A 15047-nucleotide genomic window follows, 5' to 3' on the forward strand; every position below is an offset into this window, starting at 1 on the left:
AAAACAAAATATTTTGGCAATAGCAAGTGTTTTTCTGTTGTAGCTCCAGTATCTTCTTGTAGCTCAGTAAACCTTTGTTGCAGCTGCAGTTCAGCAACTTCGGTTACATCGGTATTTTCTGTCAGTCGATAGCTCCGCTGGTCGTCTGGCTTTCCTCCGTTACATCAATAGCGCCATCCGTTACATCAATAGCGCCGTCTGAGGTGGTTGGAGTTTCGCCGGGATTTTCTTCGCCTATATCGATAACTTCATTTTCCTGATCCCAGTTCGCATATAGACCGAAGGTTTCGACAATGAATTTTAAGGGTACATAGGCTTTTCCGTTTGTGACTTCAGCAGGCACATCAATCTGCTGGGTCACTCCGTTGACAAGCACTTCTTTACTGTTCATTGTCAATACGATCTCAATACCATCTTTAGCTATGGTAGCAGATTTCGTATCAGGATCCCAGGTAACAGCGGCTCCCAACTCCTCGGTAATAGCTCTGACCGGAATGATGGTTCTTCCTCCTTTGATATACGCAGGGGCATCGAGCTTTATGATATTGTCCTTAATAATAATAGAACCTAAGTCAAGAACATTGGCATCTGCGTACATTCGTTCAATCAGAGCTGCAGCATTTTCAAATTGTGACAGTTCTTCGGCCGTATAGGTGCTTTTGGCTACCATATAACGTTCGTTGATCAGCTGTTTGATCTGCCCCTGTAGATCGGCAAGCTGCTTGTCCAGCTCTTGAATCTCAAGGAGAATCGCTTCCGCTTCAGCAGTGCTGCCTGCTGCTAAAAGCTCTTGGTACTGTGATTCCAGTGACAGCTTCTCAGTTTCTATGGCCTGTTTGCTTTGAGATACAAGCTTTTTTTCCTGATTCAGTTCCTGCTTGAATGTTTTCTGCAAATCAGACTGACCATTTTGGTTTTTTTCTGGTTTTTCAGGCTTTTCTGTTTTTAGCGGGTTATCCTTGCCGCCTCCTGAGGAATTTCCATTTCCGTTTCCTCCTGAAAAGACACTGAACGTTGGAGATAGTACCAGTGTTGCTGCAATAACAAATACGATTAGTTTTTTCAAATATTCCTCCTTTTCTATCTCCGTTTATACAAAAAAACTGTATGCCAAAGCATACAGTACGTTTTTTGTCTGCTCTTCGGCGACCCGGCTATCATAGCGTAATTGCGTTAGACCCGTGGTTTTGCGTCCTTGCTTTTCAACAAGTTTGCCATTTATCGGAGATACCTTCATTTTAGTATAATAAATTGTATTTTGCAATACGATTTTATCTGAATATTTGTTTTTTTATCACATTTCGTCCTTCCTAGACAACATTTCGTCCTTTTTGTCTTTTCCAATCGTGGAAAAGACATTATGATAAGGTCGATATTCATAACCGTCGTTAAAAGGGGAGCGTTGCTGATGTAACTGGTTTCGTGTCAATGAGCAGCGCTTCTTTCTATCTGGCAAGGAATGCCATCGGCAATACGGACAAAATGCGTTCTCAAATATATAACCTCTTGGCAGCTTATGGATCAAGGTATGGAATTGTTGTTGAAGAAAAGTAAAAAGCCCTGGCCACGTAATGGTCAGGACTTTTATTCTAATCCAAGTCTAATTTATGGTTTAAAATCCAAACAGTGCCCATGCTGTATCCGGCAATAAGCAGTAAAGCATAAAGGATTCCCACGCCTATAACACCATTAAACAAACCTTGCATTTGCATGAAACTTCCCGGGTCGGAAATGGCATTGAACTTGTTTATCCATTCTCCCGCATTCGGCAAAAGGCTGGCAATCAGAGTAAAGCTTTGTACGACCAGCGTTTCTGCCCAAGAAAAGATGAAATAGGAGAGAATGCCTGCGGGTATTCGGAAACGGTTCAACTGCTTTAAATGCGCAATGGAGCAGGCTAGAAATAATTTTGCCACTTCTTTCACCGAAGACAAAATCACGGACATGATTATCAATATCATGGTAAAAGAGGTTTTGCCATTTATCAGCGAAAAAAGTTTTCGAAGACCGTCACCAATCTCTATATAAGAAACCGGATTTAGAACCAGAGCAAAGATGAATATACCGATCATGGAAACCAGGCCGGTTAACACGATCCACATGGAGCTGACAATCAGCTTTGAAAAAACGATCTGTGCTGAGGTTACCGGAAGGGTCAGGGTTAAATAGCCTTCTCTTGAGAAGACGTTGGTATTGAAGATCTTAAATAGATTTACAATCATTACAACAATAACGGCAATGACGATTCCAAAGGCTAGAAAGCCTGCAGCCATACTGATAAATTGATTGCTCATATTGTTCAGCATAAGGGGAACGATGATGACTCCCAGCAGTATAGCCATATAAACACCGGAAAAATCCCTCCAGGTTGATTTGATGTCATATTTGATTAATTTACTTAGCATTTGAATACCTCCCTGAATAACTGATCAATGGATTTTCCTTCCTTTAATCTGATATTGTCGATATCGTCCTGCAGAACAATTTCTCCCTCTTTCAGAAACATCACGGTATCGAAGATTCTCTCCACATTGGAAATGAGATGAGTAGACATAAAAATAGTACCCGCTTCGTTATAGTTTGATAAAATTGTATCAAGAATGAAGTCTCTGGCAGCAGGATCAACACCGCCGATGGGTTCATCCAATAGATACAGCAGTGCGTTTCTGGACATTACCAGGCAAAGCTGGAACTTTTCCAGCATCCCTTTGGACATGGTTTTAATCTTTTGCTTCTCTGAAAGACCCAGTCTGCCAAGCATTTCGATACATTTTTTCTCATCGAAATCAGAATAGAAATCCTTGAAGAGGGAGATTACATCCAGCGGACACATCCAGGGGCTGAAGTAGGAGGAGTCGGGCAAATAAGATACCAGCGCTTTCGTCGACGGACCAATTTCATTTCCCTGAATGGTGACTTTTCCGCTGTAATCTCTGATAACTCCTGTCAATATTTTAAGCAAAGTTGTTTTTCCGCTGCCGTTGGGACCCAGCAATCCTACGATATGACCCGGCTCCAGCGTTAGGTTTAAATCAAGTAATGCAGCTTTATTTTTATAATGTTTTGTCAAGTTTTGGATCTCCACCAGTTTGACGTCTTTTGCAGATCCTTGCGTATTGTGTTGCATCATTATTTAGACGCTCCTTTCTCTATCTTTTTTCGAATCAGATCCATAGCTTCCTGATTGGTAAACCCAAGGCTTTTCATCTGTTCAATAAACTGATCTATTATCTCCTGTGCAACTGCTTCTCTCATTTTTGCAATCAACTCCTTATTTTGTGTAATAAATCGCCCAGTGGTACGTTCTGCGTAAACAAGCCCACCCCGTTCCAATTCCGTAAGTGCCCGCTGCATGGTATTGGGATTCACTTCAAACCGGATCGCCAGATCTCTTACAGATTCAAGCTTAGAACCGGCCTGTAATTCCCCTGAGACAATTCTATGCTTGAAATTGTTAACCAGCTGCAAGTAGATGGGCATGTTTGACTGAAACTGATTTGTCATATTATAGTAAACCTCCTTTTGTATTACTGTATTAATCACTTAGTACAATAATACAAAATAACAATGATGTCAATAGAAAATCAAAATTTTTTTTATACAATTTTTTTATTCAACAGCCGGCACATTTCGTCCTTCCGATACAACATTTTATCCTTTTGGACTATTCAAAAGGAGCGGTATCGATTATTCTTGTATACATGAATATATTGTATACAAGAATAAATTTATGATAACATTCCATCGGGAAGAGAACTGCAGTAAGGGGTTGATGATTGTTGAATATTTTAAATCGAATCAAATGGTATTCTTTTTTGGGAATGGTTATTGCGTTTATTACTTTTCTTATCGTCAGCGTCTATGTAGATTCATTGAATATCCATTCGGAAATGATAAAAAAGATCCATATGTTTTCTTTTTTGGCTTTGTTTCAGATCTTTTCCTATGGATGGCTGATTCATGAAGTTAAAAAATTTATAAAGGACTATAAAGCAACCAATGAAAATTTTAAAACACTGGAGTACTTTTTTAAACGAAATGATTCTTGATAGCCGGTAGTTTTCAATCTTTGCCCCGCAGGCAGCATGAGCGAATAGAAATCTTTGATTTCCTAATTCGCTCTTTTTTTATTTGAAAATAAAACTCTATATAGCAGAAATTGTCATAAGTATGCTATAATATCTTAATTAGATTGTCGGATTATGAAGGAGTATGGCTTTGAATAATTTAAGTTTGAAGAAGAAGTATTTTTTTTCCATTACTCTTGTATGCCTGATTAGCCTTGCCATCGTATCGACTGTCAGCTATATCATATCTTATCGTGTTGTATTGGACACCACGAAATCAAAGATTGAGATGGCCTCACAGCGATATTCTTATGAAATTGATTCGTGGCTTAAGAGTCAAATCAATCATCTTAATAATATCAAAGAAGATATTGAAATCAACGCTTCCTTTTATAACGAAGAGCATATCGAAACATTATTGAAGCAGAAGCTGCAGTTTGCTGACGGACAGGTACTCGATTACTATATCGGTTTTCAGGATAAACGTCTTTTGTCCGGCACGGGGTGGCAGCCTACAGCCGATTATGACTGCACCACACGGGATTGGTACAAGCAGGCCGTAAACGTGGACGGCATTGTGCTGACACCTCCGTATGTGGATAGTGACACCGGGAAAATGGTGATTACCATCTCCGAACCGCTAGTGATGGGCAACCAGACAGTTGGTGTACTCGCAGCAGACATAACAGTGGATTATCTGGTCCAACTGGTAAATAATATAAAATTTACCAGTGACAGCTATGCGTTTTTAATGGATGGCCAAAAGAATATTATGGCCTATCCAAATCATAGCTTCTACCCGACAGAAAAAAGATCCTATCAAATCGAGGAAATTCTTAATGGCAGACTGAGCCAGCTGGCAGATCAGATAGACAGAGGCACCTATACGCTTGTTCAACTGCAAGATTACGATGGTAAACAGAAATATTTTTATTTGTCGGAAATCGGTACTTCCCAATGGATTTTGGGGTTTTCCATTCCGACATCGGAGGTGACGGATAATCTACATACGCTGCTACAGGGCTTTGCCTATGCTTGTATCATTTCCATCTGCATCAGTATGGCGGTAATCTTTCTTCTGCTGAGCGGCTTGCTGAAGCCTGTGCTGCATCTGACGAAAATAGTCAAGCAGTTTGGAGATAAGGAAATGGATGTCCGATGTAAAATCAGTTCGGATGATGAAATCGGCGAGCTTGGAAAAGCCTTTAACAATATGGCAGATACCATTCAAAATTACAGTATGACTTTAGAGCATAAAGTAACTGAACGAACGAGAGAACTTAACGAAAAAAATGCAAAAATACAGGATAGTATCGAGTACGCAAAAATGATACAACAGACCATTCTGCCTGATGATATTGAAATAAGCAAAATGCTGAAGGATTATTTTATCATCTGGAAGCCCAGAGATGTGGTAGGCGGAGATTTATACTGGATGAGAAAATTTGAGGACGGTTTCACCATTGCCGTGGGTGACTGCACAGGTCACGGTGTACCGGGAGCCCTGATGACAATGGCCGTCAGCGCCATACTGGATCGTATTGCAGACGTTATCTGTCATGATGATCCTGCTTTTATCCTGAACGAATTGAATCAGCTTTTGAATCAATCCTTGAGAAGGGGCAGCAATGGCAGCGATATTCAGGATGGACTGGACGCCGGAATCATCTTTGTTTCCAATCACGGTAAGATTCTCTATTCCGGTGCCCGTATTTCACTGTATGTGATTAAAGACGGAGAAACAACAGAAATAAAAGGAATTGCAAAGACCATAGGGGTGGAATCGAGCAACAAGGATAAGGACTTTACCAATGAAACGATTCAATTAGAGAAGGGTATGTCCTTTTATTTAGCTACCGATGGGATGAAGGACCAGGTAGGGGGAGAAAACAGGCTTCCCTTCGGCAAGAAAAGGCTGCTGGCAGTATTGGAATCCATTCAGCAATGTACCATGGAAGAGCAAAAAGAAATTATTTGGACCACCTATGAAAATTATAAGAAGGATGAGATGTCGCGGGATGACGTTACCATGTTCGGTTTTCGTTTATAACTGGGAGGAAGTTTATGAATCTGAATCTTTATGAATTTTATCAGGATGCTAAAGGAAAGAATATTATTTTTTATTATTGCGGACCTATTGCCCATGCCAGCATAGAGGGCGTAGCACAAACTCTTAGAAAGAATCTGGAATATGAGGAAGCGGGGAATCTTACCGCACAATCGGTTTTCTCCGTATTTATTGAGCAGATGCAAAACATTTTAAACTATTCGGCAGAACGGCTTGCCATTCCGGAGACGGTGGAAAATGAGCTGAGAGTAGGGGTAGTGGTTATCGGCCATGAGAAAAACGGGTATTTTATCCTATGCGGAAATAAGGTATACAACGGTGATATTCCCGCTCTGACGGAAAAACTGGAGTATGTACGACATTTAAATAAAGAGGAATTGAAAGCATTGTATAAAGAGCGGCGAAGAATGGAACCTTCGCCTGACAGCAAAGGAGCAGGGTTAGGATTGATAGAAATGGCCAGGAAGGGAACGGAACCCTTGGAATATAGTTTTTTACCTATTGATCGGGAATTTTCATTTTTTACAATTAGAGTAGTTGTGGGGAGGTAAGAAAATGGAAGATTTAATCATCGAAAAGACACAGTCAACACCATTTATTCATTTCAGCCAGTCAACAAATATACTGACTCTTCATGGCGAATCTTTTCCTGAAAACTCGGCTAAGTTTTATGCTCCGGTTTTGGAATGGCTTAAAGAATTTATGGCGTCTCCGGAAACGAGAAAGGCAACTTTGGAATTTGAAATTATTTATTTTAACAGCAGCTCATCAAAGGTCTTTATGACAATGTTTGATTTGCTGCAGGAAGCTGTGAGAAACGGTAAAGAGATTTTAGTAAATTGGAAATGTGATGAAAAAAACGAAACTGCCATAGAATGCGGAGAAGAGTTTAAAGAAGATCTGGATAATCTTCCGTTCAACATTGTGCTGATTTAGGAGGATCACAATGGAGGATATATTTGAAAAAGAAGGAGAAGTTATTGTTGAAGCGGAAAACCTGCTTCAGTCAAAAGTATTTTCTTCATTTGCCGACGAAGATTTGTACCGCAAACTCTTAGCTCAATATAAAAGACTGTTAAGACAAATGAGGACCATGGTAAAAATGTCCGATATCATGCAATCAAAACTGAATTCCATGTCAGGCGAGCTGGAACAGTTATCACAAATAGACGGGCTGACCGGACTTTATAATCGAAGATTTTTTAATGAAACCTATCAGAAAGAATGGAATAAAGCGGTTGAGTCCCAATCTACCCTTGGGATTCTTATGATTGATATCGATCACTTTAAAAAATACAATGATTCCTATGGTCATTTACAAGGGGACAAGTGTCTGCAGATTATTGCCAGCACCATTGAAGATACGGTAAAAGGGCCCAATACTTTCGTAGCGCGTTTTGGCGGGGAAGAATTTGTGGTGCTTCTGCTGGATACCAATGTAAAAGAGTGTACTGAGAACGCAGAAAGGGTACTTACAAATATCGAACAGCTTAATATAGTCAATAAAATAGATTCGATAGACTGCATTGTATCCGTTTCCATCGGCATCGGATATACGACACCGGATGCGGAAATGAAAATGGAATCGTTGCTCAACGTTGCGGATCAAGCCCTGTACCGGGCGAAAAAAGACGGGCGGCGCTGCTATCGTTAAAGAAAACGTCCATCTTAGGATGGACGTATTTTTTATAATACTTTTTTTAGATCATCCTAAGTTTCATCTCAATCGCGGCAGCAGCATTTGCATCTGCGTCTCCCGCGTTCATCCTTCCAAACAACTAAAAAGCAGCGGCTTCTTCTAAAATCGGATAATAAATCGAAGTCACGATCCTTTGTTACACCAAGTACATCTGAATCCTTGCGGCGTCTCGTTGTCGTGCCAAGTACATCTGAATCTGAACGGCGGCCCATTCGGATACCTCCCTTCTTCTATCGTATGTATTATATTATGATATCGTCAGGATTTTTGTTCCTGCATCACCTTGAACGCGCCTGCTGAGAGTGATGCTGACCATCGGCCCCGGCAGAATCTGACTCAGATGTTTCTTATTGATTATCCGGCTTGCAGCAGGTATAATATGGTAAAAGAATCCAATAATATGCAGAGGTCCTTATGATTAAAAATGTGAATGGAATCATATCCATCATAATGGCAAGCTTGCTGCTTGTCATTTTTATTTTATGTACCTTATTTCCCGGTGAAAATTTACAATTTAATACAGAACCTGTAACGGATCTCAATGAGGATTGGATCTATATGGAACCTGACGGTACACAGCTGAATTTGAATCTTCCCGCCAGGCTAAAGGTTGAAGCAGGAGAGAAATATGCAGTCAGGATTTGGCTTGACAGAGATTTTTCCGAGAGAAAAACGCTCTGCATCCGCACTTCGATGCAGACTTTGCAAGTCCTGCTTGATCAAGATGAAATTTATTCTCAGGGAATCGAGAAACCAAAGTCCTCTATCACCATACCAATGGCAAGCATGTGGAATCTCGTCCGCTTGCCTGAAGACTCTGACGGTAAGGAACTGACACTGATCTTCAGTTCCCCCTTTTCCTCCTTCTCCGGCTGTGTGAATCCAATCGTTTACGGGACCAAAAGTGCGGTTTTATACGACCTGCTCGAAAAATACTGGTTCGGCTTGTTCGTTTCATTTCTTATCATGCTCATCGGATTTTTATTAATTACTGTTCCCCTGATTGTAAGAACGAAAGATTGGGCTTTGTTCTATCTTGGACTTTTTTCGGTTTTTATTTCACTTTGGCTGCTCGCAGAATCAAAAATGCTGCAATTTTTTACAGGGAATCAATTTATTATTGGCGGACTAGCCTACATTATGCTGTCTCTTTTCCCGATTCCGATGCTGCTGTATATTCGGGAAACGGTAGTAACCAGGTGGAAGAGAATCTATTTCTGTCTTGCCTGCGCTTTCCTGATCAATACAGTGCTGTGTACTTTACTGCAAATTACGGACATCTGGGGTTTTTTCGGCTCTCTTGTTCTTACCCATATCCTCTTGATTACAGGAATTGCTTTTACAGTTCTTTCCCTTGTCTTAGAAATTATTAAATTTAAGAACAAAAATGCGCTGGGATTTGCCTGCACCATAAGCATTCTCTTTACTTTTGCCGCGGTGGAGTTTTACGGATTCTTCAGTCGCAATTTCACCGATGTTTCCACGTATGTAAGAATGGGTTTGATCCTATATATTTGTATTTTGGGATTGTCTTCCCTTCACCGTTGGCGTGATGTGATCAATAAAAGCAGAGAAGCTCAATTTTTTGAGCGCATGGCATATCAGGATATCCTGACAGGAGGAAAAAATCGAAGGGCTTTTGACAATGACATAGAGCATTATTTTTCCGCAGGAGCAGCAGGATTAAAGGATTTTCGCCTTGTGATCTTTGACACCAATGATTTGAAATATATCAATGATAAATTCGGGCATGTCACAGGGGATGAAGCCCTTCGCAAAAGCTATGACTGTATAGAAAAGGCGTTTAGCCTATCGGGCAGCTGCTATCGAATCGGGGGAGACGAGTTTGCCTGCATTCTTCCCCGATGCAATGATGAATGCTACCAGGAGCTCCTTACTGCATTTCGGCGGCTGGTAAAGGAAATCGGAAGCAATACGGCCTATCCTTTTGAAATCGCAGTGGGCTCAGCTGTGTTTGACCCTCATCGGGATTCCGGCTTTCAAGGTTTTCTGAACAGAACAGACCAGGCTATGTATGAAAATAAGGAAAGTTTTCCTGACCTGTATCTGCAATATCTGTAAATGAAAAGGGAACCCTAAGGAGGTTCCCCTATAGCTGCATTGCAAGCTGGTTGGCAGCAGCCTTTCCCGTATATAAGGCACCCTGAAGCCACCCCTGCTTTGTGGAAATATGTTCACCGGCAAAGAATACTCTGCTGTTATATTCCGATTGTGAATTGGTATAGGCGAAGTTCAGCTTCTGACCGGGTCCGCTTACCGCAAACGCACCGCGGAACCATTGCTCGTTATTCCAATGTGCGGTTTTGTAACTGTGAACCAGAGGATCCAGAAAACCAGGGGGAAGTCCGTGAACCTCCTCTACGTTTCTTTTAATCAGAAGGATCCTGCGGTCCTGATTCTGGTTGGAAAGCCGCCAGGCATCCTGTTCGAGATTATAGGATGCGGTCATCACACCAGGATCTTTATAGGAGCAATCTTCGTAAGCTTCACACCGGAGATGGTCCGGAGGATAGAGGATGGATTGGATAGGAAGATCTGTAAAGGAGATACCGCCATTCATTTCTCCGTAATAGGCGTCCTCTTCCCAGAACCGTGTCTTACACAGAAAGAGAGTCTTCTGTGCATCGCAATAGCTTAATTCTTTAATTGCCTGCATTTTCTGATTGCTGAAAAATGGCGAGATATCTATTTCTCTTAAGGTACTGAAAGGAATAGCGCATATTACATAATCAAAAGCTTCCACATAGTCTCTTCCCTTCATTTTATTATATCGCAGCTGTACCTTCTGGGCGTGGGAGGCTTTTGAGATCCCGTCCACAATGCAGCCTGATTTCCAATCGACTTTTCCCAAAATATATGAAGGAAGCCGGAATTCGGGAGGATCACTATCCATAAGGGATTGGTGAAATGCCAGAGGCAGATTGACGGTCCCTCCGGTTATCCGATAGGTATTCAGAAAATCCTGGGTATAAATGCCGTTCATGACCTCATCATGGCTAAAGTCCAGAAGGGCCCCGGTAAAAGGATCCACTCCGGAAATGAGACTGATGGCACCCTGGCTTAAGCCCAGCATTTCGAAAACCCTACGGGTGCTCAGCTTGGTAATATCCGAATACTCCACAGAATATTCGGGAAGTATTTTTAATATTTCCGTGCGTTGCTTCGGGGTGAGACTATACAGCATGGTCCCCATCGCATAGTCGTTTAATTTATTCCATGGGGTACTCTTTTCAAAGTCTGTCAGATCATAAAGGGGGTAGAGCTTTTCCGTGACGGCTTCTCCTTCACGGCTTCTGCGGATCCTCGTATCGTGGGCATAGATAAAGTTGTTGGCAGCAGGAGCGAACAGGGATTCCGTATCCAGATGGAACAGGTTGATATAATGCCATGTGGTTTCATGGGATACGGGAATACGGAAGGCGCCGAGCTCCCCGTAGAGCTGCTTTTTTCCTCTCTCGAAATAGTATGTATAAACTCTACCGCCGATCCGTTCCTTTTCAGCCTCAAAAATGGTAATGTCAGCTCCCAGCTTTCGAAGCTCATAAGCGGCTGACATGCCGGCCAGACCTCCTCCAATAATTCCGATATGTTTGTTTTTTAATGCACCCGGTGGTGCATATTGAAAAATATCCGGCGGAGGACTCAGCAATTCCAATATATTCTGATAATCTTCCACCCTTCCTTCTTCGTATAAAGAATCTAAAAACAGCTGATGTCTTTGTTCGTCGGTAGGATTCTTGTAATAATCCTGCTGTGCCATATCAATTTCCCCCTTTTATATCTGTATTTTCTTACTCAAAATCAGGTTGTCTTTGTAAATTTATAGAACGAAGCCGTTGTAAATATGCATGTTTTTTGAAATCTGTAGAATATGGAACAAAGTAATGCCGGCCTTCGTCTAACTTCTTAGGTTAGAAAAGAACAAAAGGGGTATTGATACGAAATGAGAGTATGGATATGAAATGAGGGTATTGATACGAAAAAAATTTTTAAATTAAAAGGGATATGAAATGAGGAAGGAAGCAAGGGGGAACGTTTATGAACCGATGTAGAATGGGTAAGCGGAAAGGGGTCTGCTTATTTTTGATCTTCATCCTGATCTTGCCGATACTGACAGCCTGCAGTGAGGATTATGGAAGTCCGGATCTCTCGGCAGCGGATGCCTATTGGATGGTAATTGATCAGCTGTATCAGGAAGACAGCGGATTAAACGGTGACATCAAGTATTTGGCCATTGATACCACCGAGATGGTGAATTTGACGGAAGAGGGGAAGGAAGCGCTGCTGAAGCAATTGGAAAGCTATGGGTACGAGGTATTGGATACCACATTTCAGGAGCTGCAGGAGCAAGGGCTTATTCATGACTTGTATTTCCCCGAGGGAATCCTCTTTCAGATTCAGGATGAACCCATGGAGGGGAATACCATTACCATGGACGCATCCAAATGGAGATCGGGAACAGGGGCCATCGGGTATGATAATTTAGTAGTGGAATATAAAAATGACATCTGGGAAATTAAGGAATTTGGCGGCGCTTGGATCAGCTGAACTCCTGCAACGCATTCTTCATGTCCTGCAAGGCATGGAGAATGATTTTTTTTGCCTCTATATCAGGAAGTTCAGCTAGTTCACTGTTGGCTTTTTCCAAATACTGTTCTCCCAGTTCTGCGGCTTTCCGGAAACCCCCTGCCGCTCTGATGCACTGCTGCAGCTCATCAAACCGGGAGTCTTGGATCAGGCCCCATATTTCAGGATTTTGTTTCGCTGCAAAGATCATGGGCAGGGTATAAAACCCCATATGGATATCCTTTTGAATGTTTTTCCCTAAATCGCTCTCTCTGGAGCTGAAATCTAACAGATCATCCAATATTTGAAAGGAGATCCCGAAATAATATCCGGTTCTTTTTAGGGCTTTACAGATGGATTCCTCACATTCAGAAATTTTCGCACCCAGAAAAAAACTCAGAGCAAATAAGGAAGCCGTTTTGTTTGCCGCAATTCTGATATATTGACTGACCGTTTTCTTTCGATCGAAACGACCGTTGTATTGCAGCATTTCTCCATAGAATAAGCATTCCATAATATGCTGTATTTGTCGAACTTCCGGTGCCAAAACCTTACCGTTCAGCATCAGATAGCTTCTGTTCATCAGAAAATCTCCCATGAAAACAGCATAGTCTTTTCCAAACCGGGACTGGGCAGTCACCGTGCCTCTCCGCAGGGAGGCCTCATCTATGATATCGTCATGGATCAGCGTGGCCATATGGATCATTTCCATGCCTGCGGCGGCTTCGTAAAGGGATTCTGTTTTATTTTGCCCGAATTCTGCGCTCAGCAGTAAGAATAGAGGGCGCAGCCGCTTCCCTCCCGAATGTATCATTTCGGTTAGCATATCCTGCACATTTTTGTGTCGGCTTTTTACATTCTTAATCATAATCTTTTCTACAAATTGTATTTTTCTGTTGATTGTATCATTGTTCTTCAGATTTTCCAGCATTGTCAGCTCCTGTAATTCTTTTTCCGTTGGGCCAAGGCCGTCTTTACACGTTCTTTTGTGAAAACCTATTTGGACAGGACGATGGTTGTCATGACAGCCAGGCCGGTAATCATATAGACTTGAATGGTCATTTGGTTCGCTTTCATCATCCTTGGAATGTCACGGTAGTACCTGGATGCTGTCCGATAAGCAGAGCAGGCCAGGGGGATTCCCGCAAAGGCTATCAGCCAAAGAGGGTTCTTTGTAAGGACTGCAAGCAGGGCAAACCAGCAATATGCAAAAATAAAGCAGATTGCATAAATCAGCAGACTCTTTTGTTTTCCCAGTCTTACTACCCAGTTTTTCTTATGATGCTTTAAATCAGCTTCATAATCAGGATATTGATTGATCCACAAAACATTCATGATAAGAATTCCAAAGGGGATCGATACCAGTACGGCAGATTTGTCGATGGCACCTGTGATAACCGTATACATCCCCAGAAACAGCAGCGGCCCATAGGTAATTCCCACCGCGATTTCTCCTAGACCTCTGTAACAAAGTGAAAAGGGCGGCAGGCTGTATGCACAGGCGAAGAATACCCCCAATATCCCAAAGAGCCAGATCAAAGGTCCTCTATGTAGGGCAATGGCAACACCGATGACAGCAGCCAGCGTTAAGAAGACAGCCCCGATGACAGCCGCTTCTTTCACCGTCAGCAGATGTTCGGTTAGTACTTTTTTGCCTCCGCTGTAAGGGGTAGCCTTATCCGGCTCGATGGATAAATCCACACCGGACCGGTAATCCACAATATCGTTCAGGCAATGCTTTCCTGTCTCAATGAGCAGAATACCTGCGAAGGACAACAGAACCCACTTGACGGGAAAGCGCAGGGTTTGGTTATAAGCCATAATAGCCGCGGTTACCATAGGTACCAGGGATGCAATACAAATTCTTAACCCGGTGATTCTTAAAATTCCGGTTCCGATTCTCTTCCAATTCATAGTACGCCTCCTGTTATAAAGATATCGCATGCCATAGAATTTATCAATGAAATGTCCCTGTCCGGACTATACATGATCATTATGGATATAAGAAATTACAATAATGGACTTTGTGTTGTGGTATAATAAAGAGCATAAGGAAGGTGAATAAAGATGAAGAAACTGTTGGTTGTGATCGATATGCAAAACGACTTTATCAGCGGGGCGCTCGGCTCCGATCAGGCGAAAACCATCGTCCCCGGAGTGGTAACTAAAATAAAAACATTTCCGGGGGAAGTGGTATATACTCGCGATACCCATCAGCAGAATTATTTGAAAACCCAGGAAGGCATGAATTTGCCGGTGGAGCATTGTATCCAGGGGACCTGGGGCTGGGAACTCCGGGATGAGATTAAAAGCTTGATGGAACAGTCCGGCAGTAAAGTCCATAACAAGACCACCTTTGGTTCCAAAGAATTAATTCGGTATCTGGAAGAAATGTCTTCCCGTGAGACCATAGATGAAATTGAGCTTGTCGGTCTTTGCACGGATATTTGCGTGATATCCAATGCACTTGGAATCAAAGCCTTTCTGCCGGAGGTAAAAATAACCGTTGACGGCTCCTGCTGTGCCGGAGTGACACCCGAGAGCCATAATCATGCACTACAGGCCATGAAAATGTGTCACATAAATGTAATTAATGATAAAGACAATCAGATTGAATAAATCTTTC

At 42.1% G+C, this 15047-nt stretch carries 17 protein-coding genes and 1 riboswitch; of the genes, 9 read left to right on the top strand and 8 right to left on the bottom strand.

Annotated features, from left to right (window positions below; all coding sequences use genetic code 11):
* Positions 1-121: 121 nt before the first annotated feature.
* Positions 122-1066: a copper amine oxidase N-terminal domain-containing protein gene (locus KCX82_RS05950; RefSeq protein WP_227017531.1), complete on the bottom strand. Its 945-nt coding sequence runs from the start codon at positions 1064-1066 to the stop codon at positions 122-124.
* A gap of 75 nt (positions 1067-1141) precedes the next feature.
* Positions 1142-1226: riboswitch (cyclic di-GMP riboswitch) on the bottom strand.
* Between the two features lie 202 nt (positions 1227-1428).
* On the opposite strand from KCX82_RS05950, the gene KCX82_RS22940 reads away from it, so the two are divergent.
* Positions 1429-1554 carry a hypothetical protein gene (locus tag KCX82_RS22940; RefSeq protein ID WP_264373210.1) on the top strand — a complete coding sequence of 42 codons (126 nt, stop codon included), beginning with the start codon at positions 1429-1431 and terminating at the stop codon, positions 1552-1554.
* A gap of 35 nt (positions 1555-1589) precedes the next feature.
* Here the strand turns inward: KCX82_RS22940 and KCX82_RS05955 are convergent, their stop codons facing one another.
* Genes KCX82_RS05955 through KCX82_RS05965 form a run of 3 tightly spaced genes read right to left on the bottom strand, consistent with a single transcriptional unit; the run spans position 1590 to position 3504 of the window.
* Positions 1590-2405, bottom strand: a complete 816-nt coding sequence (locus KCX82_RS05955; RefSeq protein ID WP_227017532.1) for a hypothetical protein — start codon at positions 2403-2405, stop codon at positions 1590-1592.
* A complete protein-coding gene (locus KCX82_RS05960; RefSeq protein WP_227017533.1) occupies positions 2399-3130 on the bottom strand; it encodes an ABC transporter ATP-binding protein in 732 nt (243 codons plus the stop codon). Before KCX82_RS05960 ends, KCX82_RS05955 begins: the two co-directional genes overlap by 7 nt.
* A complete protein-coding gene (locus tag KCX82_RS05965) occupies positions 3130-3504 on the bottom strand; it encodes a GntR family transcriptional regulator (protein ID WP_227017534.1) in 375 nt (124 codons plus the stop codon). The genes KCX82_RS05960 and KCX82_RS05965 overlap by 1 nt, the downstream gene beginning before the upstream one ends.
* 272 nt (positions 3505-3776) lie before the next feature.
* Here KCX82_RS05965 and KCX82_RS05970 point away from each other — a divergent pair, with 272 nt between their 5' ends.
* The 5 genes from KCX82_RS05970 (at position 3777) to KCX82_RS05990 (ending at position 7789) form a co-directional block, all read left to right on the top strand.
* Positions 3777-4049, top strand: coding sequence for a hypothetical protein (locus KCX82_RS05970; protein WP_227017535.1), 273 nt, complete (start codon positions 3777-3779; stop codon positions 4047-4049).
* Positions 4050-4218: 169 nt separating this feature from the next.
* Positions 4219-6117: a cache domain-containing protein gene (locus KCX82_RS05975; protein WP_227017536.1), complete on the top strand. Its 1899-nt coding sequence runs from the start codon at positions 4219-4221 to the stop codon at positions 6115-6117.
* Between the two features lie 14 nt (positions 6118-6131).
* The gene (locus tag KCX82_RS05980) at positions 6132-6686 is read left to right on the top strand and encodes a SiaB family protein kinase (RefSeq protein WP_227017537.1); all 555 of its coding nucleotides are present in this window, start codon (positions 6132-6134) and stop codon (positions 6684-6686) included.
* Between the two features lie 4 nt (positions 6687-6690).
* On the top strand, positions 6691-7071 hold the full coding sequence (locus tag KCX82_RS05985; RefSeq protein ID WP_227017538.1) for a DUF1987 domain-containing protein: 381 nt from the start codon (positions 6691-6693) through the stop codon (positions 7069-7071).
* Between the two features lie 10 nt (positions 7072-7081).
* Positions 7082-7789, top strand: coding sequence for a GGDEF domain-containing protein (locus KCX82_RS05990; protein ID WP_227017539.1), 708 nt, complete (start codon positions 7082-7084; stop codon positions 7787-7789).
* Positions 7790-7857: 68 nt separating this feature from the next.
* On the opposite strand, the gene KCX82_RS05995 is transcribed toward KCX82_RS05990, so the two are convergent.
* A complete protein-coding gene (locus tag KCX82_RS05995) occupies positions 7858-8046 on the bottom strand; it encodes a hypothetical protein (protein WP_227017540.1) in 189 nt (62 codons plus the stop codon).
* 202 nt (positions 8047-8248) lie between these two features.
* Here KCX82_RS05995 and KCX82_RS06000 point away from each other — a divergent pair, with 202 nt between their 5' ends.
* Positions 8249-9916 (top strand): sensor domain-containing diguanylate cyclase, encoded by a 1668-nt coding sequence (locus KCX82_RS06000; protein ID WP_227017541.1) that lies wholly within the window; start codon positions 8249-8251, stop codon positions 9914-9916.
* 28 nt (positions 9917-9944) lie between these two features.
* On the opposite strand, the gene KCX82_RS06005 is transcribed toward KCX82_RS06000, so the two are convergent.
* Positions 9945-11615 (bottom strand): flavin monoamine oxidase family protein, encoded by a 1671-nt coding sequence (locus KCX82_RS06005; protein WP_227017542.1) that lies wholly within the window; start codon positions 11613-11615, stop codon positions 9945-9947.
* A 278-nt stretch (positions 11616-11893) separates the two neighbouring features.
* Between KCX82_RS06005 and KCX82_RS06010 the strand changes: the two genes are divergently transcribed.
* Entirely contained in the window at positions 11894-12403 is a 510-nt protein-coding gene (locus tag KCX82_RS06010; RefSeq protein ID WP_227017543.1) for a hypothetical protein, read from the top strand.
* Here the strand turns inward: KCX82_RS06010 and KCX82_RS06015 are convergent.
* Both KCX82_RS06015 and KCX82_RS06020 read right to left on the bottom strand, forming a co-directional pair.
* Positions 12396-13352: a polyprenyl synthetase family protein gene (locus KCX82_RS06015; RefSeq protein WP_227017544.1), complete on the bottom strand. Its 957-nt coding sequence runs from the start codon at positions 13350-13352 to the stop codon at positions 12396-12398. The genes KCX82_RS06010 and KCX82_RS06015 overlap by 8 nt on opposite strands.
* A 65-nt stretch (positions 13353-13417) precedes the next feature.
* Positions 13418-14335, bottom strand: a complete 918-nt coding sequence (locus KCX82_RS06020; RefSeq protein ID WP_227017545.1) for a prenyltransferase — start codon at positions 14333-14335, stop codon at positions 13418-13420.
* Positions 14336-14488: 153 nt separating this feature from the next.
* Between KCX82_RS06020 and KCX82_RS06025 the strand changes: the two genes are divergently transcribed.
* Entirely contained in the window at positions 14489-15040 is a 552-nt protein-coding gene (locus KCX82_RS06025) for a cysteine hydrolase family protein (protein ID WP_227017546.1), read from the top strand.
* The last annotated feature ends 7 nt before the right edge of the window (positions 15041-15047 follow it).

The organism is Sinanaerobacter chloroacetimidivorans (assembly GCF_018128545.1).
GTDB classification, from domain to species: domain Bacteria; phylum Bacillota; class Clostridia; order Peptostreptococcales; family Anaerovoracaceae; genus Sinanaerobacter; species Sinanaerobacter chloroacetimidivorans.

Coding starts and splice junctions, on each gene's coding strand:
- KCX82_RS22940 (WP_264373210.1), top strand. CDS start 1,429: ATGAGCAGCGCTTCTTTCTATCTGGCAAGGAATGCCATCGGCAATACG.
- KCX82_RS05955 (WP_227017532.1), bottom strand. CDS start 2,405: ATGCTAAGTAAATTAATCAAATATGACATCAAATCAACCTGGAGGGAT.
- KCX82_RS05960 (WP_227017533.1), bottom strand. CDS start 3,130: ATGATGCAACACAATACGCAAGGATCTGCAAAAGACGTCAAACTGGTG.
- KCX82_RS05965 (WP_227017534.1), bottom strand. CDS start 3,504: ATGACAAATCAGTTTCAGTCAAACATGCCCATCTACTTGCAGCTGGTT.
- KCX82_RS05980 (WP_227017537.1), top strand. CDS start 6,132: ATGAATCTGAATCTTTATGAATTTTATCAGGATGCTAAAGGAAAGAAT.
- KCX82_RS05985 (WP_227017538.1), top strand. CDS start 6,691: ATGGAAGATTTAATCATCGAAAAGACACAGTCAACACCATTTATTCAT.
- KCX82_RS05990 (WP_227017539.1), top strand. CDS start 7,082: ATGGAGGATATATTTGAAAAAGAAGGAGAAGTTATTGTTGAAGCGGAA.
- KCX82_RS05995 (WP_227017540.1), bottom strand. CDS start 8,046: ATGGGCCGCCGTTCAGATTCAGATGTACTTGGCACGACAACGAGACGC.
- KCX82_RS06000 (WP_227017541.1), top strand. CDS start 8,249: ATGATTAAAAATGTGAATGGAATCATATCCATCATAATGGCAAGCTTG.
- KCX82_RS06005 (WP_227017542.1), bottom strand. CDS start 11,615: ATGGCACAGCAGGATTATTACAAGAATCCTACCGACGAACAAAGACAT.
- KCX82_RS06010 (WP_227017543.1), top strand. CDS start 11,894: ATGAACCGATGTAGAATGGGTAAGCGGAAAGGGGTCTGCTTATTTTTG.
- KCX82_RS06015 (WP_227017544.1), bottom strand. CDS start 13,352: ATGCTGGAAAATCTGAAGAACAATGATACAATCAACAGAAAAATACAA.
- KCX82_RS06020 (WP_227017545.1), bottom strand. CDS start 14,335: ATGAATTGGAAGAGAATCGGAACCGGAATTTTAAGAATCACCGGGTTA.
- KCX82_RS06025 (WP_227017546.1), top strand. CDS start 14,489: ATGAAGAAACTGTTGGTTGTGATCGATATGCAAAACGACTTTATCAGC.